General features: G+C 69.1%; 11 protein-coding genes, 1 pseudogene and 1 riboswitch. Of the genes and pseudogenes, 2 read left to right on the top strand and 10 right to left on the bottom strand.

The window, feature by feature from the left end; genetic code table 11:
- Positions 1 to 100 precede the first annotated feature (100 nt).
- The 6 genes and pseudogenes from eno to AC061S_RS17685 form a co-directional block, all read right to left on the bottom strand.
- On the bottom strand, positions 101 to 1393 hold the full coding sequence (gene eno, locus AC061S_RS17710; protein WP_478686910.1) for a phosphopyruvate hydratase: 1293 nt from the start codon (positions 1391 to 1393) through the stop codon (positions 101 to 103).
- A 367-nt stretch (positions 1394 to 1760) separates the two neighbouring features.
- The gene (locus AC061S_RS17705; protein ID WP_478686909.1) at positions 1761 to 2465 is read right to left on the bottom strand and encodes a transglycosylase family protein; all 705 of its coding nucleotides are present in this window, start codon (positions 2463 to 2465) and stop codon (positions 1761 to 1763) included.
- 2 nt (positions 2466 to 2467) lie between these two features.
- A riboswitch (cyclic di-AMP (ydaO/yuaA leader) is annotated at positions 2468 to 2639 on the bottom strand.
- Between the two features lie 276 nt (positions 2640 to 2915).
- Entirely contained in the window at positions 2916 to 4046 is a 1131-nt protein-coding gene (locus AC061S_RS17700; RefSeq protein ID WP_478686908.1) for a LysM peptidoglycan-binding domain-containing protein, read from the bottom strand.
- Between the two features lie 143 nt (positions 4047 to 4189).
- Positions 4190 to 4333: pseudogene (locus AC061S_RS17695) on the bottom strand (cytochrome P450); the annotation flags it as partial.
- A complete protein-coding gene (locus tag AC061S_RS17690; protein ID WP_478686907.1) occupies positions 4318 to 6000 on the bottom strand; it encodes a recombinase family protein in 1683 nt (560 codons plus the stop codon). The pseudogene AC061S_RS17695 and the gene AC061S_RS17690, both read right to left, overlap by 16 nt.
- A gap of 183 nt (positions 6001 to 6183) precedes the next feature.
- Positions 6184 to 7473 carry a cytochrome P450 family protein gene (locus AC061S_RS17685; protein ID WP_478686965.1) on the bottom strand — a complete coding sequence of 430 codons (1290 nt, stop codon included), beginning with the start codon at positions 7471 to 7473 and terminating at the stop codon, positions 6184 to 6186.
- A gap of 223 nt (positions 7474 to 7696) precedes the next feature.
- On the opposite strand from AC061S_RS17685, the gene AC061S_RS17680 reads away from it, so the two are divergent.
- Positions 7697 to 8881: a globin domain-containing protein gene (locus AC061S_RS17680; protein ID WP_478686906.1), complete on the top strand. Its 1185-nt coding sequence runs from the start codon at positions 7697 to 7699 to the stop codon at positions 8879 to 8881.
- 28 nt (positions 8882 to 8909) lie between these two features.
- Here the strand turns inward: AC061S_RS17680 and AC061S_RS17675 are convergent, their stop codons facing one another.
- Both AC061S_RS17675 and AC061S_RS17670 read right to left on the bottom strand, forming a co-directional pair.
- Positions 8910 to 9908 (bottom strand): nucleoside triphosphate pyrophosphohydrolase, encoded by a 999-nt coding sequence (locus AC061S_RS17675; protein ID WP_478686905.1) that lies wholly within the window; start codon positions 9906 to 9908, stop codon positions 8910 to 8912.
- 45 nt (positions 9909 to 9953) lie between these two features.
- Positions 9954 to 10574 carry a SurA N-terminal domain-containing protein gene (locus AC061S_RS17670; protein WP_478686904.1) on the bottom strand — a complete coding sequence of 207 codons (621 nt, stop codon included), beginning with the start codon at positions 10572 to 10574 and terminating at the stop codon, positions 9954 to 9956.
- Positions 10575 to 10750: 176 nt separating this feature from the next.
- Between AC061S_RS17670 and AC061S_RS17665 the strand changes: the two genes are divergently transcribed.
- On the top strand, positions 10751 to 13243 hold the full coding sequence (locus tag AC061S_RS17665; RefSeq protein ID WP_478686903.1) for a YfhO family protein: 2493 nt from the start codon (positions 10751 to 10753) through the stop codon (positions 13241 to 13243).
- Between the two features lie 66 nt (positions 13244 to 13309).
- Here AC061S_RS17665 and AC061S_RS17660 read toward each other — a convergent pair whose 3' ends face one another.
- Both AC061S_RS17660 and AC061S_RS17655 read right to left on the bottom strand, forming a co-directional pair.
- Positions 13310 to 13783, bottom strand: a complete 474-nt coding sequence (locus AC061S_RS17660; protein WP_478686902.1) for a hypothetical protein — start codon at positions 13781 to 13783, stop codon at positions 13310 to 13312.
- Between the two features lie 72 nt (positions 13784 to 13855).
- Complete coding sequence (locus AC061S_RS17655) at positions 13856 to 24451, bottom strand: LamG-like jellyroll fold domain-containing protein (RefSeq protein ID WP_478686901.1); 10596 nt, start codon at positions 24449 to 24451, stop codon at positions 13856 to 13858.
- Positions 24452 to 24481 lie beyond the last annotated feature (30 nt).

Here is a 24481-nt window from a genome sequence, read left to right as displayed (position 1 = left end):
GCGCACGACGCACTACGTCCCCGCACACGGTACGGGACCGAGTGCGGGGACGTAGGGAGGCTTGCACCCTAAAGGACTGATCAGCCCTTACTGTGTTCGATCAGTTCGCAGGGCGAAACCGCGGGAACGCGCTGCGGCCCGCGTACACCGCGGCGTCGTCGAGGATCTCCTCGATGCGCAGCAGCTGGTTGTACTTGGCGACGCGGTCCGAGCGGGCCGGGGCGCCGGTCTTGATCTGGCCGCAGTTCACGGCGACCGCGAGGTCGGCGATGGTGACGTCCTCGGTCTCACCGGAGCGGTGCGACATCATGCACTTGAAACCGTTGCGCTGGGCCATCTCGACGGCGTCCAGGGTCTCGGTCAGCGAACCGATCTGGTTCACCTTGACGAGCAGGGCGTTCGCCGAGCCCTCTTCGATGCCGCGGGCGAGACGCTCGGGGTTGGTGACGAAGAGGTCGTCGCCGACGATCTGGACCTTGGCGCCCAGGCGGTCGGTGAGGGTCTTCCAGCCGGCCCAGTCGTCCTCGAACAGCGGGTCCTCGATGGAGACCAGCGGGTACGCCTCGACGAGCTCGGCGTAGTAGTCGGTCATCTCGGCGGCCGAGCGGGACTTGCCCTCGAACTCGTAGTTGCCGTCCTTGTAGAACTCGGACGCGGCGACGTCGAGCGCGAGCGCGATCTGGGTGCCCGGGACGTAGCCGGCCTGCTTGATGGCCTCGACGATGAGGTCCAGCGCGGCGCGGTTCGACTCGAGGTTCGGCGCGAAGCCGCCCTCGTCGCCCAGACCGGTGGAGAGGCCCTTGGTGTGCAGGACCTTCTTGAGGGTGTGGTAGACCTCGGCACCCCAGCGAAGGGCCTCGGAGAAGGACTCCGCGCCGATCGGGGCGATCATGAACTCCTGGATGTCGACGTTGGAGTCGGCGTGCGACCCACCGTTCAGGATGTTCATCATCGGAACGGGCAGCAGGTGCGCGTTCGGACCGCCGAGGTAGCGGAACAGCGGGAGGTCGGAGGCCTCGGACGCGGCGTGCGCGACGGCGAGGGAGACACCGAGGATGGCGTTGGCGCCCAGGGAGCCCTTGTTCTCGGTGGCGTCCAGGTCGATCATCGCCTGGTCGATCAGGCGCTGCTCGGTGGCGTCGTAGCCGACGAGCTCCGGGCCGAGCTGCTCGATGACGGCGAGGACGGCCTTCTCTACGCCCTTGCCCATGTAGCGGTTGGGGTCACCGTCACGGAGCTCAACGGCTTCGAACGCTCCGGTGGAGGCGCCGGACGGGACTGCAGCACGGCCGGTGCTGCCATCGTCGAGGCCCACCTCGACCTCGACCGTGGGGTTGCCTCGGGAGTCCAGGATTTCCCGGGCTACGACGACGTCGATGGACGGCACGAGCATCTCCTTCTGGGATGTGACGCTGGGTGTGCGGTGGCGTGTCAGGCCGTGGGATGGCCTTGCCGCTTAGAGCCTAACCGCCTCTGGGCACTCGGCCAGCCGACCGCCCGGGTCCTGGGACGAAAAAGGGCCTGAATGCCCCTCTTACAGGACATAGGGCCCTTGATCATCGGCTTTCCGGAGGCTCCGTCAGGCCGGAGGCACCCGCACACAGCACCGCCCGGCGCGAAGGGGGTTGCGCGCCGGGCGGTGGGATTGCGTGGTGGAGCTAGGTGTGGAACTAGGTGTGGAACTACTGCGTGTCGCAAAAGCGGCCACGACCGTTCTCACAGGTTTCAGCCGGGGTTCAGCTCCGGCCTCACCTTCGGGTTCAGCTGAGCTTCAGCTTCTGGCCCGGGAAGATCAGGTCGGCGTCCGAGACGATGTCCTTGTTGAGCTCGTGGAGCTTCTCCCAGCCACCGGACACGTTGTTCGCGTCGGCGATCGCGCCCAGCGTGTCGCCGGACTTGACCTCGTAGGAGCCGTTGCCCGTCTTGGGGGCTTCGGTCTTCGGCGCGGCGGCGGCCGGACGGTCGGAGCGGGTGGTCGGAGCCTCGACGCGCTTGGTCTCCTTCTTCGGCTCGGCCTTCTTCTCCTGCTTCGGCGCGGGCTTCGGCTGGGTCTTCGGCTTGGCCGGAGTCTCCGCCGAGCCGCCGGTGTAGGAGGAGTTCGACAGGCCCACGCCACAGGACGGCCAGGCGCCCTTGCCCTGGCCCTTGAGGACCTTCTCGGCGATGGCTATCTGCTGCGACTTGGAGGCCTGGTTGGCCTGCGAGGCGTACGCCTTGCCGCCGTACGCGGCCCACGTGGAGGACGAGAACTGCAGGCCGCCGTAGTAGCCGTTGCCCGTGTTGATGGACCAGTTGCCGCCGGACTCGCACGAGGCGACGCGGTCCCACTCGGAAGCGGTCGCGGCCGAGGCGGTGCCCGCGGCCATCAGCGGTGCCGCGACGACGGCACCGGCGACACCGGCGAGCGTGACGATGCGGACGGCCTTGGAGCCGCGACGGTGCTTGCCCTTGCCCGAAAGCAGCATGGAGTTCTCCTCACCGACGCCTACGAGGTGAGCTGTCGGGTTCGGGCGAGTGAGTGCCCGGCCGAGCGACCTAGCGCTTGGCTTAACCCCTAGCCGGTTCCGTGACCGTCTCTCAACGGCCGGTTCCGGCGCCTACCTTGGTTCCCCCGCTCCTGCCTTCGGCGCTTTACGCGACGAGTGTTCCCTCCGTCCGCCGGCAGGATTCGGCGATGCGGTCGAAGGAGCCCGCGGTGGCGAGCGATTCAGAAGGTAGACAGGTCTCCCCCCGATGTTCAACGAGGGACATCGGGGGGAAACAGTGCCTACTTGCGCTCCCCCAAAGGGTGTTTGCGCAGGTGAGAGCGGGGTTTGCAGAACCCTCCGGACCGGACACGCCAGTTGACCCAGAGAGACACATGTCTCACTTACAGAAAACGGACAATCAGCCGGTTCCGGGCGCCTTAAGTGCCCTTATTGATGCGTTAGATCCAGGTTCTGACCAGGCTTGATCAGGTCCGCATCGCCGCCGATGACCTGCTCGTTGGCCTCGTAGAGCCCCTTCCAGCCGCCCTTCACTCCGTTGGCGTCCGCGATCGCGATGAGGCTGTCGCCCGCCTTCACGGTGTACGTCGGGTCCGACGCGGCGTCAGGCGCGGCGGGCGTTTCGACGGCGGCCGGGCCGCGGTGCTTGCCGCTGCCCTCGGCCGCGCCGGGGGCAGCCGGGGCGCTCGGGGCGGTGGATTCGCCGGGTGCGGCCGGAGCCGTCGGGGCGGTGGGATCAACCGGGTTGACCGGGTTGAGCGGGTTGACCGGATTGGTCGGGTTGGCTTGGTTCTCCGAATTACCCGGGTTCGTCGGCTTCGTGGGGTCGCCCGGGTCGTTCGGGTTCGCCGGAGCCGTCGGGTCCACCGGTGCGGTCGGGTCCGCGGACGGCGGCGCCGGAGCCGTGGGGTCCGCCGGAGTGGCCGGGGCCACGGGGGCGGTGGGGTCCACCGGGCTCGTGGGAGCCGTCGGGTCGCCCGGGAGTCCGGGAGGCGGCGCCTGGAGGTCCGGCGAGGGCATGACGGGCAGTTCGCCGGGCACGCCGATCGGATAGTCGGGCAGCGGCGAGTCCGACGGGGCCGGGCCCTGCTGCGTCGGGGCCCCGAAGTCCGTGGACGGCTTGCCCGAGCCCGTGTGGGGCACGGCGTCGTCCGGGCGGGACGGAGTGGGGGCGACGGACCCGGATCCGGCGGGCAGGCCCGGGTCCACCTCGGCGGCGGGCGCGTCCTGCGTCAGACCGGCCGGCACCCCGCACAGCGGCCACGCCTGGGGGCCCTGGGAGGCCAGGACCCGTTCGGCCACGGCGATCTGCTGGGAGCGGCTGGCGAGGTCGGCGCGCTCGGCGAAGTCGAGCCCGCCGGCCTTCCTCCACTGCTCCTGGCTGAACTGCAGCCCGCCGTACGAGCCGCTGCCGAAGTTGGCGCTCCACGTACCGCCGCTCTCGCACTCGGCGACCTTGTCCCACGTGGAGGTCTCCGCGGCGCTCGCGCCGGTGGCGGCGAGCAGCGGCAGGGCGAGGGCGGTGCCGGTGACTCCGGCGGTGACGACAAGTGCGGGCACTTGTCGGGGGCGTCTGTGGCGGCCGTTCCCGGAACGCATGAGGCTGCACCTTTCGCATAACGGCGGGGTAACGGCAGAACCTAGCGGCCTTCGAACGCCGGTCACAAGTTTGGGCAGCGAACTGACTTCCGGTCAGGCCGGTTTCAGGCGTTTTGGTGGGTGATTTCGGCGGTGAAGCGGACCGGGAGCGTCCGCAGCCCCCGCATGATGAGCCCGCCGCGCCAGCGCAGCTCCTCGGGAGGCACGGCCAGTTCCAGGTCGGGCAGCCGCGTCAGCAGGGTCGCGAGCCGGACAGCACTATCAGGGACTCGGCCACGCGCACCGTCACTCGCAGCGGCGGGATGTTGGGGCGGACGTACACGGGCGTCCCCGCGCGCCGCTCGTTCAGCCATGCCACGAGCAGGGGCCATGCCCCCTGCTGCCACCAGGAGAGCTGCCGCTCACGGATGCGCTGCGCCGGCCCGAACTCCACGGGGATCTCCTTCCAGGTGATCCCCGTACGCAGACGGTGCAGCATGCCGTTCAGCGCCAACCGCAGGTCGATCTTGGTCTTGGTGAACGAAGCAGGCGGGTAGATCGCTTCCAGGATGCTCCGCAGGCCGGCCCATTCCTCCTCCGCCACATCGGCCGGTACGTCCCGCTTCGCAGCCACGTGCCACTGCGTCACCGGGCAGCGCGCACCGGCCTTCTTCTTGAAGCGGTGGTTCTCGGCCTCGACGTGGACATCGAACAGCCTGAACAGTTCCGCCTTCTCTTCCAAGCCGGGGGTACCCGGGCGCAGCCGCGTCCCGAGAACCCGCTCCCTGAGGTACTCCTCGCCGAGGAACTTCGTGAGCTGTTCCCAGACCTCGTTCTCGACCTCGTCTGCGTGCAGGTACACGTCGTCACACCCACCGGCAGTCCCCTTGCAGCGGTACAGGCGCGTCTCGGGGCCTCGCACGCCTCCGCCGGTGTAGGCCTCACCGCAGTTGCCCTTGATCCGGGTGGAGAGCGGGTACAGGGAGTTCTCGCGACGACATTCGATGCTGAGTCCTTCCATGGCGGAACGGAGCTGCGCTCGACGTGCCGCGTCGAAGACCTCCGGCATGGGGATCTTGACGGCATCTCCGTACTTGCGATGTCCGTCCTCGTCGACCGCTGTCTTGCCGCCGTCCTTCCGGTAGGTGACGCAGAGCTCGAGGACGGGTTCACTGCCGAGACGCTTGATGAGGTTCGCGACCGTCCAGGGACGCCCGCTACGGGTGAACCTGCTGTTGTCGTTGAGGTGCCTGCAGCTCTCGGAGTAGTTCAGTTCAAGATCGATGAGGCAGTGCGCTGCCATGCCCAGAGTCCGGACTTCCTCCTCGCACAGAACGATGGCCGATCCGCTCCGCCCCTTGTTCAGCAGCTCGAAGCCGTACGGCGGGGGCCCACCTGGCCAGCCACCCGCTTGGAGCTTCCACTCCCGGCCACTCCAGGTCCTCGAGAAGATCAGCTCGTGTTCCAACTCGGCCAGGTACGCCAAGCTCGGCATGGCGACCTTGAACTCCAGGTTGTCGTCCGAGTCGATTCGGCCGTCCGAGGTGACTACACGAGTCCCCTTGTCGACCATCTCCCGGACCCAGTCACCGATGATCCGGGCGGTGCGGCCGTACCGGTCGAGTTTCTGCGCAATGGCCAGATCGACCTTCCCTGCACGGACAAGGCCTTCGATGAGCGCCTTGTCGTCGCGCTGATCGAGCTTCCCGGAGACACCGTCGTCCACGAAGACGCCGACGATTTCGTAGGGGGTGTCTCGCAGGTGGCTGTCGAGCCACGACCGGCAGTCCTTCTCCTGCTGCTTGAGTCCGGACTTCATGATCTGTGCCTTCGTCGACACCCGGAGGTAGATGACGACCTGAAGGGCACCGTTCCCGGCCTTGCCGGACCTGATTCCGCTTGCGTTGCTCCTCTTGGGCAGGGTTGAATCACGCACGGTCAGTCCTTCCCGACTGGCAAGTCAGACCCTGGAGCCTTCTTAGCGGGACGCTCCGGGGTCTTGGCGTTTTTCAAAGCGTAGGCGCCTCGAAAGGCGTCCGTGGGGGAAACCCGTCCTTCGCCCGCCTGCTACTCCGCTGCCCGCCACGACGCCACTGCCCAGCATCTCGGCGAGAACCCGTCAGGGCGCTTTCGTCGTTCCCAGGGCAGGACTCGGGGTGAATCGGACGGGCAGGGTGCGCAGGCCCCGCATGATGAGCCCGCCGCGCCAGCGCAGCTCTGAGGGGTCTACGGCAAGTTCCAGATCGGGCAGCCGGGTCAGCAGCTCGGCGAGGGCTGTCTGGCCCTCGAGGCGGGCCAGAGGGGCTCCCAGGCAGTAGTGGATGCCATGGCCGTACCCGAGATGCTGGTTGTCGCTCCTGGCGAGCTCAAGCGTGTCCGGATCGCCGAACCGTTCCGGGTCGCGGTCGGCAGCGGCGAGGACGACGAGGACAGGATCGCCCGCCGGAATGTCCTGGCCGCCTAGAGTCATCGGCTCCGTCGCGTACCGCCAAGTGGCCATTTCCACGGGACCGTCGTAGCGCAACAGCTCTTCGATGCCCGTTTCCAGCAGCTCGGTCTCTCCGGCAGCGAGGGAGGCCTGGAGGCGTTCGCGCTGGTCCGGGTTCCGCATCAGGGCATAGGCCCCGTTGCCGATGAGGTTGATCGTCGTTTCGAAGCCGGCGAAAAGAAGCACGAAGCACATCGCGGCGGCCTCGTTCTCGGTGAGGTGTTCGCCGTGGTCGCTCGCCCGGATCAGCCCGGAGATCAAGTCGTCGCCCAGATCGTCGCGCTTGCGGTGGATCAGCTCGACGAGGTAGCTGCGGATCTGCTTGACCGCGCGAGCCACCCCGCCGCGCGGGCCACCCGCGTGCCGGATCATCATGCCCGCCCAGTCGCGGAAGTCGTCCTGGTCCTCTCGCGGTACTCCGAGCATCTCGCAGATGGCGTAGATGGGGAGCGGGAAGGCGAACTCATGGATGAGGTCGGCCTCGCCCTTCTCGCAGAACTGATCGATGAGGTGGTCGGTCAGTTCCTGCACCCTCGGGGTGAACTCGGCGACCCTGCGCGGGGTGAAGGCCTTCGAGACCAGCCGGCGCAGCCGGGTGTGGTCCGGCGGGTCGATGTTGAGGAGGTGGGTCATCAGCTCCGCCTTGCGCTCCCCCGGGATCCCGGTCCGGCCCTTGGCGTGCGCGGAGCCCTCGTGGTGGGCCGGGTTCTTGCTGAGGCGCTGGTCGGCGAGGGCCTGGCGGGCGTCGGCGTACCGGGTGACGAGCCAGGCCTCGACCCCGCTGGGGAGCGTGGTGCGGTACACGGGCGCGTGCTCGCGCAGCCAGGCGTACGCCGGGTACGGGTCGGTCGCGAACTCCCAGTCGAACAGGGTCGGCGGCGGGGCGGACCCGTCCGCGGAAAGTTCCACGGACTGGTCCACGGACTCGTCGGCGGACTCGTCGGCGGACTGGTCGGCGGCGGGCTCTTCGGGGGCTGCGGGGGTCTGCTCGTGCACCCGGAGACCGTATCCCGCCCGCCACCCATCACCCCATATGGGCTATTTATCGCGGCTGTCCGTAGATCGGCCCTGGCTTGACCTCACGTTCCCCGGCGTTCCTACTTTCGGTTTTGTGGATGTGAGGATCTTGAAAAGCAGCTTCGCGGTGGTGGAGAGACGGGCCGAGCACGCGGTCAAGTTCTTCTACTCCCACCTGTTCTGGCACAACCCCGGAGTCCGTGATCTCTTCCCGGCCTCCTTCGAAGACATGGAACGACAGCGGGACCGGCTCTTCGCCGCGCTCACGCACGTGATCGCCCACCTGGAGAACGAGACGCTCGTCCCCTATCTCCGCGACCTCGGCCGCGACCACCGCAAGTTCCTGGCGGGCCCCGAGCACTACGCGGCCGTGGGCACGAGCCTCATCGCCGCGCTCGCCGAGACCTCCGGATCCGCCTGGCACCCCCAGGTCGAAAAGGCCTGGTCAGAGGCGTACCAGGTGATCGCCGACGCGATGATGGCCGGCGCCGCCTCCAGCGACGACCCACCCTGGTGGGACGCGGAAGTCGTACGCCATCTGCTGTACGGGCAGGACATCGGCGTCCTCACCCTCCGCCCGCACGCCCCCTTCCCCCATCTCCCGGGCCAGTACACGAGCGTGAGCAGCGACCGGGTGCCGACGACCTGGCGCACGTACTCCCTGGGCAACGCGCCCCGCGCCGACGGGACGCTCGACCTGCACGTCAGCCGGATCGAAGGGGGCCGTCTCAGCACCGCCCTGATCCGTGAGACCCAGCCCGGGGACATGCTGCGGCTCGGCGCGGCCGGCGGGCAGATGACCTTCCGCCGCGAGGACCGCCCGGTCAGCTTCATAGCCGCCGGCACCGGCTGGGCCCCGGTCCGCGCCATGCTGGAGGACCTGGCGGAACACCCTCCCGATCAGGACGTACGGCTCTTCGTGGTGGCACGGGACGCCGCCCACCTCTACGACCGCCCGCTCATCGACGCGTACGCGGCCTCCCTCGGCTGGCTGAGCGTCACCTACATCACGCCCGCCCCCGGTCAGCACCGCAACCAGGCCACCGACCGGCTCGCGACCGCGCTCAGCAACCGCGGGCTCTGGCCCGACCAGGACGTCTACCTCAGCGGTCCGCCGCAGTTCATCCAGGAGACCTCGTACCTCCTGGAGGAGCTCGGCGCGCGCCCCGACCGGATTTTCTACGACTCCGTACCTGCCAGTGGCAAAGGCCACGAGCAGGGAAACCGTCCGATGGGCTTCGGGGAGTGGTTCCTGAACCGGCCCGACCCGCACTGGCACAACCCGTCCGGCCGCGCGCCCCGGGAGTACTGACGCAGTCGCGGCCTCCCGCTGCTGAGGGCTATTCGCCGACGCCCTCGGCCGCACGGATCGCGTCCCGGTAGGTCCGGGCCGCCGCGCGCAGCGCGGTCTCGGGGTCGGTCCCCGCCGCCTCGGCACGCGCCGCCAGATCCAGCAGTTCGTACCCGACCCCCTCCCCGCGGGGCAGTTCCACGGGCACCGCCCCCGCACGGGCGCGGCCCGCCAGCTTGGCCGCGAGCGCGAGACCGGGCTGGCCGAGCGGGATCCCGTCGGTCACCGACTCCCGCTGCTTCTCCACCTGCTTGGTGCGCTGCCAGTGCGCGTGCACGTCCTCCGGGGTTTCCGCCTTGGCGTCGCCGAAGACGTGCGGGTGCCGGTGGATCAGCTTCTCGACGAGGGCCCCTGCCACGTCGTCGATGGAGAACGGCTCGTCCTCTTCACCGGGGCCGCCCTCCTCCGCGATGCGCGCGTGGAAGACCACCTGGAGCAGGACGTCCCCGAGCTCCTCGCGCAGTTCCTCGCGGTCCCCGGCCTCGATGGCCTCGACCAGCTCGTAGGCCTCTTCGATGGCGTACTTCGCCAGTCCCTCGTGCGTCTGCTCCGAGGTCCAGGGGCATGCGCGGCGGACCTGGTCCATGACCTGGACGAGGTCGAGCAGGCGTGCGCCCGGCAGATCGTACGAGCCCGGCAGCAGCTCCAGGTCCGGCACGGCGACCCGGCCCGAGCCCGCGAAGCGGGCCAGCCCGTCGGTGAGCCGCCGGTCGCCCTCGCCGCTCAGCAGGACGACGACCGTGCGGCCGCCGGCGCACTCCTCGATCAGGGCCTGGGCGTCGGGGGTCTCCAGGGCCACCTCGACGCCCGCCTCGCGGAGGTAGGGGAGCTGGACGTGGCCCGGGTCGGCGCACAGCACCCGGTGCGCGGCGTGCAGGGTCTGCCAGGCCGGCCAGGACAGCACGCCGGGGGCCACCCGGTGGCTCGTGGTCAGCAGCACGATGCGGCCGGTGGGCTCGGAGGGCTCGGAGGGCACGTCGTCAGTCACCCTCCGAACCTACCTCCCCCGGGGGACGGGCCGGGCCCGGGCGGCCTACACCCCGGCGGGGGGCTGCTCGGGCCGGGTGACCTGGGTGATCCAGGGCGTGGTGTGCTCGCCGAGGGTGACCCGCTGGGGGTCCCAGACGCCGTAGCGCGGGTTGACCTCGATGCCGAGCGCGGCCGCGGCCTTCGCGGCGGGCTCGGCGAGCTTGCCCTCGCCGTACTTGGCGTTGAGCTTCTCGAAGAGCACCTGGTCCCGGACCCAGCGCTCGATCTGGTCGGGGGCGACGGCGGCCTTCTGCAAGATCGCCTCCTCGAACGCCGCGGCCCCGCGGTTGCCCTCGTCGTAGGCCTTGCGGGCCTCCTGGAGCTCCTTGGGGGTCACGGTGACGCCGGCGTCGGCGGCCATCCGGTCGAGGATCCGGCTCTGCAGCATCGTGCTGAGCTTGACCCGGTCGAGCTGCGGGACGGCCGCGATGAGCTCGGCCGCGCGTTCGGAGCGGTTCTGTGCGGTGCGGACGTCGTTCACCTGGGCCTGGAGCGCGGAGGTGGTGATCCGTTCGCCGCCGATCACGGCCGCGGTGCCGGGGCGGGCTTCGCCCGAGCACGCGGACAGCAGAGGGGCCGCCAGGAGCAGGGCGGCGGAAACGGAGAGCGCTGTGCGACGGTGCAAAGGAGCCTCCAGGGCCGGGAGATTGTGCTTCGGTGCACAAGGGCCGTGCGGTGATCGATGTTATGCAGTCGAGGTGATCAGAGCCACCGGTTCGACCAACGATTCCGGGGGTGTTGGGGTTCGCGTCCACCGATGGCAACCCTTCGGCCCACCGGGAGTGCCAGGGTCGGCCCACCATGTCGACACCGCACCGCTCCCCGCGCCGCCCCGGTCTGCTCGGTTCGGCGCTCGCCGCCCTGGTCACGGTGGTGGCCGTGTGCGCCGGAGACGCCGTGGCGCGCGTCTTCCCGTACGGGCCGCGCCACCGCAGCGTCAACGACCTCGGCAACCAGTTCGTGCCCTTCCACGCTCACCTGTGGGACCTGCTGCACGGGCGGGCCGGGGGCGGGCTGCTGCTGAACTGGCAGTCCGGGTACGGGACCAGCTTCCTGCCCGACTTCGGGACCTACCTGGCCAGCCCGTTCGCGGTCCTGGTGGGGCTGTTCCCGCGCCAGGACATCGACCTCGCGGTGTACGTGGTCACCGTGCTCAAGACGGCGGCCGCCGCGGCGGCGATGGCCTGGCTGCTGCGCACGCAGCGGCGCGGGCCGGCGTGGGCGGCGGGGCTGCTCGGGGCCTCGTACGCGCTGTGCGGCTGGTCGGTGATCGAGGCCTCGTACAACCCGATGTGGCTGGACGGGCTGATCGCCTTCCCGTTCCTGTGTCTGACGGGTGAGTGGGCCCTGCGCGCGCGCCGGCCGGCAGCCGCCGTCGTGGTGGTGGCGCTCTGCTGGACGGCGAACTTCTACACCGCCTACATGGCGACGCTGGGCGCGGTCCTGGTGCTGCTGGTCCGGCTGCTGCTGGTCCGCTGGGGCACGGCCCGGTCGCTACGGGTCCTGGCGCGGGCCGCCCTGACCACGACACTGGGCGTCGCCCTGTCGGCTCCGGTGCTCCTCCCCCTCTTCCTCAGCTCGAAGCAGGCGTACCCGGGGTGGTTCAAGCCGTTCGTGCCGGTGGCGACCGAGGACCTGCTGGTCCGGCTGCTGCCCGCCACCTACTCCTTCTCCTCCCCCGCCCTGTTCATCGGCACCGGGACCCTGCTGCTCGTGGCGGCCCTGCCGTTCCACCGGGCGGTGGCGGGGCGGGAGCGGCTGGTGTGGACGGGGCTGGTCCTGCTGGTGCTGCTGTCCTTCCAGTGGATGCCGACGCACCTGGCCTGGCACCTCTTCGCGACGCCCAACGGCAGCCCGTACCGGCAGACCTTCGTGCTGGCCGGGATCGTGGTGATGGCCGCCTGGGCGGGCCTGACGTCGGCCGGCCCGCCGGGGGCGCGGGCGCTGGCGGGCGGCGCGGTGACCCTGGCGGCCGCGCTGCTCGCGGCCAGCGGGAGCCCGCTGGCGACGACGTGGGGGCTCGCCCTGTTCGGCGGCGGGCTGGCCGTGGCGGGGGCGGCCTGGTGGGCGGTGCGCCACGGGGGGCGCGGGGGCGGGGGGCGCGGGGACGGGGGTGCCGGCGACGTTGGTCACGGCGACCGTGGGCGCGGCGGCGGGCGGCCCTACGGCCCCGGGCGCGGCCGTCGGCGCCTCGTGCTGCCTGCGCTGGGTGCGCTGGCTCTGATCCTGGTCCTGGTGGCCCAGGCGGCGGCGACCACCGCGTACGGGCAGAAGGGCAAACTGGCGGGCCTGGACGACTACCCGGTCTGGGGCGCGGCGCACACCGCGCGGGCCGGGGCCCTCGCGACGGCCGGGGGCTGGCCCGCGTACCGCACGGACGCGGGGCGGCCGGCGCTGACCGGCAACGACCCGATGCTGCTGGGCGGGGAGGGCGGCGCGTACTACAGCAGCCACACCCCGGACCTGTTCACCCGGACCATGGTGGCCCTCGGGGCGGGCTGGACCTCGCGCGGCCGCAACGTCCAGAGCCTCGACAACCCGGTGACGGACGCCGCCTTCTCGGTCGGCGCCCGCCTGCGCCCCGACGGCACGATCGCCCGCGCGGAGGTCCCGCCCCTGGTCACGGTCCGCCCACCGGGCCCCGAGCCGGCCTTCGGCCCATCCCCCTTCGCCAACCAGGAACTCCTGCTGGGCGCCAAGGCCTACGAAGCCCCGCTGTCCCCCGGCGTCTGCCGCGCGGGCACGGAGGCCTTCCTGTGGGCCCCGGAGTACAACGCGACGGCCCGCCTCGCGGACGGCCCGCCCTTCCGCCTGAACGCCAACCCCCCGCGCAACAGGGCCGCGCTCCAGCCGATGGGCGTCTCCCAGGGCCCGGCGTCGGCGCTGGTCTTCGACGCCCCCGCCCCAACCCACTGGGAACTCTCCTGCCTGGACCGCCCCCGCCTGACGACGGCGGTAGCGGCGCTGCGCGCCTCGGCGGCGGTGTCGGTCCGGGTCGACTCGTCGGGGATCCGCGCGGTGCTCCCGCCCGGCAGCACGGGCACGGCGGTCCTCTCGGCCCCGGCGATCGCAGGCTGGACCTGCAACAACCGCCCGGCCGCCGCCCGCCTCGGTCTGGTCTCGATCCCCTTGGACGGTCACACCACCACAGTGACCTGCACCTTCCGCCCGCCGGGCCTCGTCCCGGGCCTGGTGGTCGCGGGAGTGGGTCTACTTGGGGGCCTCTTGCTCCTCCGGACGACCCACCCGGCACTTGGCGGCCGTGGTCGCGAACACCAGCACCGCGGCGGATAACAGAACTGCCCCTTGCCGCACGGATCTCTCCGCACGACAAGGGGCAATCGTTCAACAGCGATGCACCTAGGAAGATGCGACGTCTACACCGAAAGCGATCCCATACCGGGCGCCTACGAAGGATCGCACCTTGACCATCACTGCCTTTCCCAGGTTTTCGACAGCCGCACTCAACTCAATATCATTGGCCACTTCTTCATGCAGAGTACACTCCCATTCCCCTACCCCTCCGACCGCCTCATCGGAGTCGGATCGAATGGCTACAATCGCCCTGCACGAAGATTCTCCGACTAGGATGCTGGCGACAATATCGATCTCTTTACAGTCCTCAAAATCAAGGCCGACCGAAACCGTGAAGCGATGCAGGGTTGTAAACTCTACCGATTCCTCGACAGGATCGATAAGGATTTCGTGAACCAGCTCGACATCATTGCCGAAATGATACTCCCGAAGAAGCCTGCGAGAGATTTCAGTAAGTTCTTCATGAAGCTTCCCTAGGCTTGCCAGGGTTCTGGTCACACCGTGCTGAACCTGCATCACCTGAAGATCTCCTGTAAGTACTGCGACGCTGACCCTCGAAGGGGCCAGCGTCGCACACATCGGGTGGTGCACCTACGAGGCTGTGACCGTATATACGATCCATGAGCCCTTGTGGCCGTCAGTGCCTCCGTCTATGCGCCTGATGACTACATTCAGGCTATATGCATCCGAGACATTCCCATGCTTGTCAGCAACTCGACCAATAGGATTGGCGAACGTTTTACTGAGCTTTCTTTCAGCACCGCGACGATTCGTAGTAGCCCACCGAGTTAGGTTCACTCCAGAAATCACAGCATCAATGCTTGCCTGCGCAGTTCCTGGCGTCAGGCTCGACGCCTTTCCATTCAAGAGAGTAGGCGCCCTGTCTATCAGGGCCTGATCCGACAGACCCACATGATCCCTTGCGTGCCCCTCAGCGACATCATAGTCCTTGTCGAGGTTTCCACAGTTGTGGACGAGGACTGGGGTCGCGCCCGCCAGCACATGGTATGTGTGCAGGCCCTCGACGCTCAGGTCGTAGGTGACGCGTTCCGCGGTGTAGGACTTGACCTCGACGATGGCGGTCAGCTCGCCGTCGCCGTTCTGGAGCTGCTGGCCGGGCTTGAGGTCGCCGGCCTGGGTCCAGGCGTTCTGCATGGCCTCGTAGAACTGGTGGTGCTTGGTGGTCTGGATCGTCTTCGGACCGTCCTTCGTGGCTACGACGACATCGACGTAGTCACGGTCGGACTTGGTGACGATCACTTCCTTGACCCGGTGCTTCTCCTTCTCCTTCTTGCCGGGTTCGGCCGTGAGGACGTGGTCCCCGGCCTTGACCTCCGCGATCGGCTTCGTCGAACCGTTAGCCAGCAGGACGACTGTCGTGCCGGTGAAGCTGTGCGGGGTCCGCACGCTGCAGGTACTCGGGCCATCCGCCTCCGGACCCGCCTTAGGCTTCGACTTCGGGCCGCGTGCGCTTCCCGCCGCCCCGAAGATGCCGCCCATCGCCGCACCGACCGCTGTGGCCTTGGCCGCACCGCCGACGCTGCAGCCCTCAGGGCTGTTGATGCAGGAGGTCCCGTATACGACTGCGCCGGTGGCTGCGCCTTCCGTCGCGCCTCTGGCCCCTTCGGAGAGGATCCGGCCGGCAGTGCCCCTGAGCAGGCTCCCGGCCGCGCCGGCGGCGAAGCCGCCCGCCACGCCGCCGATGACACCGGTCACGGCTCCCACGCCGACCGCCATGGCGAACCCGCCCAGCGTCTTGGGGCCGTCGCTCATCATGTAGCCGACGCCGTTGGCCGCCGCGCCCGCGAGGGCGGCGCAGCCGATCGCGCCAACGCCGGCCGTGATGGCCGTGCATCCCGCGAAGACCGCTACACCGACCGCCACCGCGGCGATGGTCGAGGCGTGCTGCTTGACGAAGTTGGCTGTGGCCTTGGCTGCCTTCTTGACGGCCTTGCCGACCTTCCTGGCTGCCTTGACCACCTTCTTCGCCACGTGCTTGGCAGCCTTGGCGACCTTGCGGACCTGCTTCTTTACGTGCTTGACGACCTTGTGGGCGACCTTCTTTACGGCCTTGTAGGTCCGTTTGACGTATCTCTTGACCTTCTTGACGCTGTCGTTGACCCAGCGCACGGTCTTCTTGACCGCCCGGTACGTCCGGTACACGGTCTTCTTGACGGCCTGCTTGACCTGCCGTGCGGCCTGCTTGACCACCACGGCGGCCTTATGGACGGTCGCGACCGTCGCGTGCCAGGCAGTCGAGACGGTGTGCGTGACCTTCTGCGTGACCTTCTTGGCGATCTTCTTGAACCAGTCACCCCAGTGACCCGTCGGGTCGGTGACGGTCATCGGGTTGGCGTTGGCGTACGCGTAGCTGTTCGCGGTCACCGAAGCCGGGAGCGGGTTCTGTGCGACCGTGTCACGGCTGTTGAACTGGCCGGTCTGCGGCGAGTACCACCGCGCGGCCATGTTGACCTTGGCCGTCTCGGGATCGGTCCAGCCCGACTGGTAGCCCAGCTGACCGACCATGCCCTGGGTCGAGACGACCTTGCCGAACGGCGAGTACGTCGTCGAACCGGCCAGTGCCTCGCCCGTGTCGGTGAACTGCCCCACCACATCGGTGTGGAGGTCCGTCAGTGCCAGGACCGACGACACCCCCGTCTTGATTCCGACCAGCGACCCGTCCGTGTCACGGCTGTAGGTCGCCAAGCCGTCCGATGCAACGTCATTGCCGGTGCCGCTGTACTGGAACGAGAACAGCTGACCCGAGCTCGGGGTGCTCGCGCTCAGCACCCGGTCCAGGCCGTCGTACGCGTACGTACGGTCACCCTCGTTGATCACCCGGTTGAAGGCGTCGGCCTTGATCGAGGTCGTCTTGCCGCCCTCGTCCGTGACCGAGCTCATCGTGCCGCGCGTGGTGTACGCGTACGAACTGCGTCCGTCCGAGGTGAGGCGGTTGCGGGCGTCGTAGGTGTACGTGTCACCGCCGACGCGCGTGCGGTTGCCCGCCCCGTCGTAGCCGTAGACCTCCGTCGTGGTTCCGTTGTTCCAGGAGGACAGCCGGTTCGCCCAGTCGTACGTGTAGGTGTTCGCGGACGAACCCGCGAGACCGGCCGTCGTCTTCGACGTCTCGTTGCCGTTCTCGTCCCAGCCGTAGGTGATGGACGACAGCTGCGCGCCCGAGGGCGAGGTCAGCTTGTCGTTCGTGACCCGCTGCAGGGCGTCGTACGTGTACGAGCGCTTCGCCTTGCCGGCGCCGTAGTCGATCAACGTGACGTCGCTGTTGACGTTGTAGCCGTAGGTCAGCGTGCTGCCCGTGGCACCGTCGTTGACCGTCTTCAGCCGGCCGGCGGTGTCGTAGCCGAAGCTCGACGTGCCGGAGGCGTCAGTCCTCGAAGTCATCGCCCCGTCGCCGTTCCAGGCGAAGGAGGAGGCACCCGAGGGTCCTGCCGCGGACATCAGCAGACCGCGGTCGTCGTAGGCGAAGGTGTTCTTGTCGGTATCCGTGCCCGCGACGGCCGTGATCCGGTCGTCGGCGTCGTAGTCGTAGGTGCGGGAGATCGTGGAGACTTCCGCGCCCGTACCGGACTGGGTGATCAGCCGGCCCTTGACGTCGTACTCATTGGTGGCGACCACACCACCCGGGGAGCGCTGCTCCTTGGGCCGGCCCGCACCGTCGTACACCGTGGTGAAGGTGCGGTCCGCCACGTTCGGGTGGGTCGGGGTGGAGGGCTCGATGACCGATTCCGGCATCCCCCACGTGTTGTAGGTCGTCAGGAAGGGGTTGCCCCGGCCGTCGGTGAAGCGCGTCCGGTTGCCCGCCGCGTCGTAGCCGAAGGTCGTGGTGATCGACTCGGTCGCCGAGACCGGCTGGACCGCCTTGGTGATCAAGCCGGTCGCATCGTTAGTGAAGGTGGTGGTGTGTCCCCGGGCGTCGGTGAGAGACACCGGGTTGCCCGACCGGTCGTACGCGGAGCTGCTGCTGCGCAGCACCGTTCCGTTCGTGTCCAGGTCACTCGTGGTGGTGGGCTGACCGAACCCGTCGTACGTGTTCTTGGTGCTGGTGCCGTCCGGGTCCGTCGCGGTGAGGACCTGGCCGTCCATGTTGTAGGTGAAGTTGGATTTGCTGCCCGCAGAGTCGGTCACCTCGGTGACCTCGCCCACGTTGTTGTACTTGTAGGACTGTGTGATTCCGGTCGGGCTCACCGTCCGGGACAGGTTGCCGCCCGGAGCGTCGTACTCGTTGATCGCCGTGAACGCGCGCTGCGTCGGCTGGCGCACGATGTCCGTACTGGTGAGCGGACGTTCCAGGTAGTCCCAGGTGGTCTCTTCGCGGGCGCCATTCGGCCGGGTGGCCGACAATTGGTCGCCGTTGGTGTCGTAGACGTACTTCGTCGTACCGCCGCCCGGGTCCGTGACCGAGGCCAGATCACCGAGCTGGGTGTACGTGTAGGTCCTGCGGGCACCGAGCGTGTCGATCTCCGCCGTGACCTGGCCGAGCTTGTTGTACTCGTTCCAGCTCGTGGCGGTGATCGGGGTCGACGCACCCGGCGCGGTGTAGTTCGGCATCGTCGTCGAGGACTCCTGGCCCTCGGCGTCGTACGCGGTGACCACGACGTTGCCGAGCGGGTCGGAGGACTCGGTCGGCTCGCCGAAGGTGTTGTAGCCGGTCATCGACACGGGACGGACGGAGACCGGGGTCCCGCCGTTCTGTTCCGTGCTGACGGTCGGCTCGGTGACCGTCGTCTGCTGGCCCGCTTCGTCGTAGCCGTAGTCGGTGGTCGCGCCGTTGGCATTGGTCACCGACAGCGGCAGACCCCGCTGGTCCAGCCTCCAGGTGTTGGTGCGGACGGAGCTGCCCGCTGCCGGGAGCGTGCCGTCCTTGACCCCGGCGATCTGCGCCGCGGTCAGTGCCTCGCCGTAGACCTGGACGTCGTCGATGCCGCCCTTGAAGTTGCCTCCGTAGCTCGACGCGGTCTTGTGACGGCCGATCTGGAGCGGGCCGGTGGCCTCCCAGGCCGACGTGAAGGGGTCTTCCTGCGCGAGCGTGCCGTTGACGTAGAGGCGGATCTTGCCCGCTTCCTGGTCGTAGACGCACGTGAGGTGGGTCCAGGTACCGGCGGTCGCCCCGCCGATGCCCGACACGGCCCGCACCAGGGTGTTGGGCTGGACGTCCTGCGTCGGTAGCGCGCAGGTCCAACCGGCGGTGGTGGAGAAGTACAGCGCGAAGCCGTACGCCGACTTGCCGTCCTGCGCGAGCACGGTGCGGTTGATCGTGAGGTCGTCGAGCTTCGCCCACGTCGACACCGTGAAGCTGCCGGCGGTGTTGACGACCGGGCCCGTCGTGCGCCCGTAGGAGTTGGCGTCGCCGTCGAGGACCGCGCTGCCGCCCCGGTCGGTGCTCGCGCGCATCCCGGTGCCGCGGGTGACGGTGCTGTTGCCGCCCGAGGAGTCGGCGGAGGTGGTTCCCGTCGTCTCGTCCAGCTTGAAGCGGGCCACGGGGGCCGTCGTGCCGTCGTGGACGGTCTTGCCCGTGACGTTGCCGAGCTGGTCGTAACGGGTGTCCGCCGTGGAGACGTCACCCGTCGCCGGGTCCTTCTCCGATTCCGAGACGACGTTGTCGTCCGGGTCGTAGGAGACCGTCGTCGTCCGGGCGAGCCCGGCCGGGTCCAGTACCGACTTCGTCGTGCGGTCGGCCGCGTCCACCGTGAAGGTGGTCGTGGTCTTGCCGTCGTTGGTCACCTGCTGGATGAGGTTTCCGGCGGCGTCGTAGGTGTTGGCCTGCTGCGTGAAGGACTTGCCGTTCTGCGGGTCCTTGCGGACCACGGTGGCCGACAGGCCGTCGTCGGTGTAGGTGTACGCCGTCACCCAGCCCATCGAGTCGGTGATCGACGCGAGGCGGCCGGCGGGGTCGTAGGCCCGCGACTCCTGGACCAGGGTGGCCGGTGACGACGGGTTGTGCGGGTCGCCGGTGTGGTTCAGGAGGCTGGTGGTGAGCGGGCGGTTCTCGCCGTCGAAGGTGTAGGTGTTGACGTTCCCCGCGGGGTCGGTCTCCTTGACCTTGTTGCCGTAGCCGTCGTACTCGAACGACGTGGTGTCGCCGCCCGGGTCGGTGCGGCCCGCGAGGCGGTTGTACGGGTCGTACGTCATGGTCGTCGTGCGCGCGGCGTCGCCGCCGGTCACGTCCGAGACCGTCTGGGACAGGATGTTGCCGTCCGCGTCGAACCCGGTGGTGGTCCTGGCCTGGTGCACCGCGCCGGTGACCCGGTTGGTGATCGCCGGGCCGGTCTCGGTGAGGACCTGGTCGTTCTTGTCGTACGTCTGGGACGTGACGAGTCCGGCCGGGTTGGCGTCGGATATCTCGGTCCGGGTCAGCTGCCGGCCCAGGTTGTCGTACGTGACCTTCGCCTTGGCGCCGTTGGCGTCGGTGATCTCCGCGAGGTCACCGTTGGCGAAGTAGCTGTACGCGGTCTTCTTGCCGCCGGCCGTCGTGACCTGGTTGACCAGGCCGGCCGGGGTCACGGCGGTGCCGCCCTCGGCCGCCGGGGTGGTGGCCGTGGTGTAGGTGGTGCTGGCGGTGCGGCCGTTCGGGAAGCCGGGCACCGGCGGTGTGGTCACCGCGGTGAGCTTGCCGCCCGTGTCGTAGGTGTAGCTGGTGAGATAGGTGTTGTCCGTGGGGCTCGCGGAACGGCCGTCGCGCTCGGTGAGGAGCAGGTCGTTGCGCAGGTCCATCGGCGGGAACGCCGTGGTGGCGTCCGGGTAGTAGCTGTAGTACGCCGTGGAGCACTTGTTGGCGGCGGTGTCCTGGCAGACGGTCTGGGAGACCGTGTTGCCGCGGATGTCGTGGCCGGTGACGCTGCGGTTGCCGTTGGCGTCGGTCACGGTGTGCAGGAAGCCGGACGTGTCGTAGCCGTAGGTGGTCCGCTTGCCGTCGGTGCCGACCGTCGCGAGCATGCGGTTGCCCAGCTCGGCGTCGTACACGTACGTCAGCGTCTTGTTGGTGGGGTCGGTGAGCGTGACCGTGCGCACCGGGGCGACACCGGAGGACGCCTTGTACGCGGACCAGTGCTGGCCGACCTCGGCGTCGCTCAGGCCCTTGGCGTGGACGGCGACCTCGGCGATGGAGCCGTTGAAGTAGCTGACGTCGCCCGGGGAGCTGAACCACTTGCTGAAGCCCGCGCCGATGAAGGTCCGGGTCGTGCGCTGGTCGTCCGGGGCGCCGGTGCAGGTGGCCTGCTTGGCGCCGTCGAGGTAGAGCGTCTGCGTGGTGCCGGTGGCCGAGAGGACCGCGTGGTGCCAGGCGTTGTCGGTGACGGTCGCCTTGGAGGCGACGTCCGCGTTGCCGTTGCAGGTGGTGCTCCACCAGTGGCCGCGCAGCTTGTTGTCGGCTCCGACGTAGAGCAGGTCGCTCCAGTCGCCGCTGACGCCGGCCGGGTCGTTCGGTGCCTTGGACTGGTCGCTCATGATGACGCCGGGCTTGGTGGTCTTGAACCACAGCTCGACCGAGCGGTCCGCCTTCGTGTGCAGCGGCCCGTAGGGCACCTCCACGAAGGAGCTGGTCCCGTTGAACTGGGCCGCGCTCACGTCACCGGCGCCGAACGGTCCCGCCACGCCCTGCGTGACGGAGTTGTACGTGCCGAATCCGGTGTGCAGCTCGTTGGCCGCCTGCGCCGCGCCCTGCGTGTCGTCCAGCCGCCAGTAGCCGCCGGGGGCGGAGCCCATCACGGCCGAGCGGTAGACCTGCGAGGAGCCGGTGACGGTGGCCGGGTTGAGCTTCCAGGTGCCGCCGTTGCCGTCGGTGGCCTGCTGGACCAGGTCGTCGGTGGTGCCGTAGGTGACCGACGCCTGGGTCTTGCCGCCCGGGGTGGTGATCTTCTGCAGCAGACCGGCGGACCGCTTGGCGGCCTGGTACTGGGCCGCGATGACGTCGGGGGTGAGCGGTTCGGTGTAGATCGCGGCCTCGGCCAGTTGGCCGGAGAAGTGGCCGAGCTGGTCGTTCGCGTTCATCGCGGGCCAGCCGCGGTTGTTCACGCCCGCGCCCAGTGCGATGTACGGGGTGTTCCAGTCCTTGATCTGGCCGGTCTTGGAGCCCTGCGCGACGCCGTCCAGGTAAAGGGTCTGGGTGGTGCCCGCACCGGTGAGGGTCGCCTGGTGCCACTGTCCGTCGTTGACGGAGGCGGCCGAGGTGATCGTCGTGCCGCAGGAGCCGGTGGCCAGGCAGCCGCGCAGCTTGCCGTCGGTGCCCACGTAGAGCGCCGGGGTGTTGTACAAGGTGTTGGGAACCGGGTCGGTGATGCTCAGCGGCTTGTCACCGTAGTAGAAGAGGACGCCGCCGGCCTGGGTGGTCTTGAACCACAGCGAGATCGTCGTGTACGAGGGCGTCGCGCCGGGGGCGCTCGGCATCTCGACGTACGAGGTCGTGCCGTTGAAGGTGGCCGTCTTCTGGGTCGAGCCGGCCAGCAGACCGGCGCTGCCCAGGGTCACGTTGCGGTACAGGGCGTTGTACTTGCCCTGGTTGGTGTCGACCGTGTCCTTGGTGACGGTCGCGCCCGAGGCCTCGCCGAGCCGCCAGTACGCGTACGGGTCGGCGTCCAGCACCGTGGTGCGGTGGTGGTTGCCGGTGGCGTACGTGTACTGCGTGCACTTGGACGGGTCCGCGGGCGGGCACACCGTGGCGAGCTGGTCGCCGGTGTAGGTGTACTGCCAGGTCTGGGCGCTGCTCGGGTCGATCAGCACCGACGGGTCGGTGTACACAGTCGCCACGTGCGGGACGGTGGCTCCGGCCGGGGTGGCCCAGGTCAGCCCGAGCGAGCGGCCGGCCGTGGTGTTGGTGATCTTCGTCAGCTGCTTGGAGGCGTTGTAGGTGAACGTCTCGCCGCGGCCCGCGAAGTCCACGATGCCGGAGATCGCGTAGACGCCGGTCTTCGCGGTCGCCTGCGTGAAGGAGTAGGCCGTGAAGTCCTTGTCGGTCAGCTTGTAGCCGCCGCTGACCGTTTCCAGGCGGGCGTAGCGGCCCAGCGGGGGCACGAAGCTCCCGTCGGTGTTGCGGCCGAAGGCGACCTGCTCACCGCCCGGGTAGGTGATCGCGACGCTGGTGACCGTACCGGCGCCGTCCTTGGTCTCGACCGCCTTCATGTCGACGACCGTGGACCAGCCGGCGCCGAAGGCGCTGTCGATCCGCGGGTCGATGCTGTTGTACGAGCGGTCGATCTGGAGGGACGGGCCGACGACGGGTACGTCCGCGTCGGTGTCGTCGGTGGTGTAGTTGCCGTCCGACGGGTCGAACTCGTGGCCGTCGTTGTTCTGGGCCAGGCGCGAGGTGACGGGCGGCTGCGGCACCGCGGTGGAGAAGCGGCTCGCCGAGTACATCACCGAGTCGTATCCGTCGGTGACGCTCACGTACCAGTTGTAGTTCTTGCTCCAGCTGAGCTTGCCCGCCGGGATCTTCCACCCACGGTCGGCCGTCATGCCGGACGTGGCGACGGCGGTCGTGCTGGTGCTGTCGGCGTCGTACACCTCGAAGGAGTACGTCAGCGCCCCGGGCCAGTTGTCGGCGTCGCTCGCGTTGACGAGCAGCTCCGGCTGGAGGGTGTGCGCCTGGAAGTTCTCCGGCGGGTACTGGGCGTCGACCTGCGGCTTGGTGTTGGGCGAGTAGGTCAGTTCCAGGGCGGGCCGCCAGCCGGCGGTCGCCGAGTTGTCGGAGTGGAACTTCTTCCAGTGCAGGGCGTCGCCGGTCGGCGCGGTCAGCGCCAGGCCGTGGTTGGCGCCGCCGAGTGCCACCTGGTCGAACCAGGCGGTCTGGAGCGGCACCGGCATCTTCACGCCGACGGTGGTGGCGCCGGTGGTGTTGCTGCAGGAGGCACCGGGCGCGGGCGTGGCCGACCCGATGGCCGTGCCGTAGCTCGGGCCCGGGTAGCTCGTGACGCCGGAGGGCGTCCACGACTGCGTGATGTGGTTGACGGAGAACGACGACGCGGTGCAGGTCGAGGACCAGAGCGCGTACACGTTCAGCGTGGCGGCGGTGACCCGCTGCCCGGCGAGCGTGCTGCCCAGCGAGGAGAACTGCAGGAAGGAGTTCGCCTTGTTGGTGCCGGAGTCGTACGAGCCGACCTTGATCTGGTTCTCGGTGGAGTGGTCACCGGAGATCGTGTTCTGGGTGTACGTGGAGTTGCTGGCGGTGACGGTCGGGTCGACGGTCACCGGGTAGACCCGCTCGGGGGCGTCCAGCCAGGCGCGGTCCGCGGTCATCCGCAGGGCCGGCTTGCCGTCCACCTCGATCAGCTCGTAGGTGACGGCCCGGGACTGGGCTGCGTCGCCGGAGCGCGGATCGATCTTGGAATCCTCCATGAACGCGTGCGGGATGGTGGCGGTCACCTTGCCGTCGGCGGCGGTGAACTCCACGTCGCCGTCGGCCGCGATCCGCGGCGTCAGTCCCTTGGTGTCCAGGAGGAAGGTCCAGGAGTTCGCCGCCTTCGGGGACCGCAGGACGAGGTTCTCCTTGAAGCCCTCGCTGAGCGGCACCAGCTGCACGTCCGTGTCGGGCAGGGCTCCGGCATAGGTCACGGTGCCGTTGTCCGCCACGGTGGGCGTGGCCTTCGCGGCGCCGCTCAGCCCGTACGCGAGGGAGCGGCCGGAGCCGAAGTCGATGGAGGCGAGCTGCTGGTCGGCGGCGTTCGGGGCGAACTCGACGTCGAGCGAGTTGGCGCGCTCCTGGAGCCGGCCGTCCTTGTCCGCGACCAGCGCGGTGTCGATCTGCTTCCAGGTGCCGTCGGCGTCCTTGAAGTTGCTGCGGCCGGAGAAGTGGCGGACGGTCGTGGAGCCGTCGGCGTTGACGTAGTGGTCCGACGTGGCCGTGGACTTCTTGGCGTCCCGCTTGCTGGTCCGGGCGTCGAAGCTCTTGGCCGTTCCCTTGGCCGTGCCGGTCGTGGCCGTGCCGGGCTCGTCGGTGAACCGCTCGTACGGAGCGAGTTCGCCCTTGCCCTTGCCGGGCTGGCGGCCGGCGCCGCCTTCGGCGCTGGTGTCGTCGGCGGAGGCCTTGTGGCCCTTGCCGCGGGCGGTGCCGCCCTGCTGGTCCGGTGTGTCCAGCGGGGACGTGCCGGCCCAGCCCATCAGGCCGGACAGGGAGAATCGGGGCATGCTCAGCGCCGGAAGCGTGACGCCACTGGCAGCCGCGGTCTCGGTGGTGAGCATGCAGGAGAAGGAAATCAGGACGGAAAGAGC

It is taken from the genome of Streptomyces sp. CA189 (genome assembly GCF_056428985.1).
Note: the sequence above shows the minus strand (reverse complement) of the source record. Positions and strands in the feature narration are given on the sequence as shown.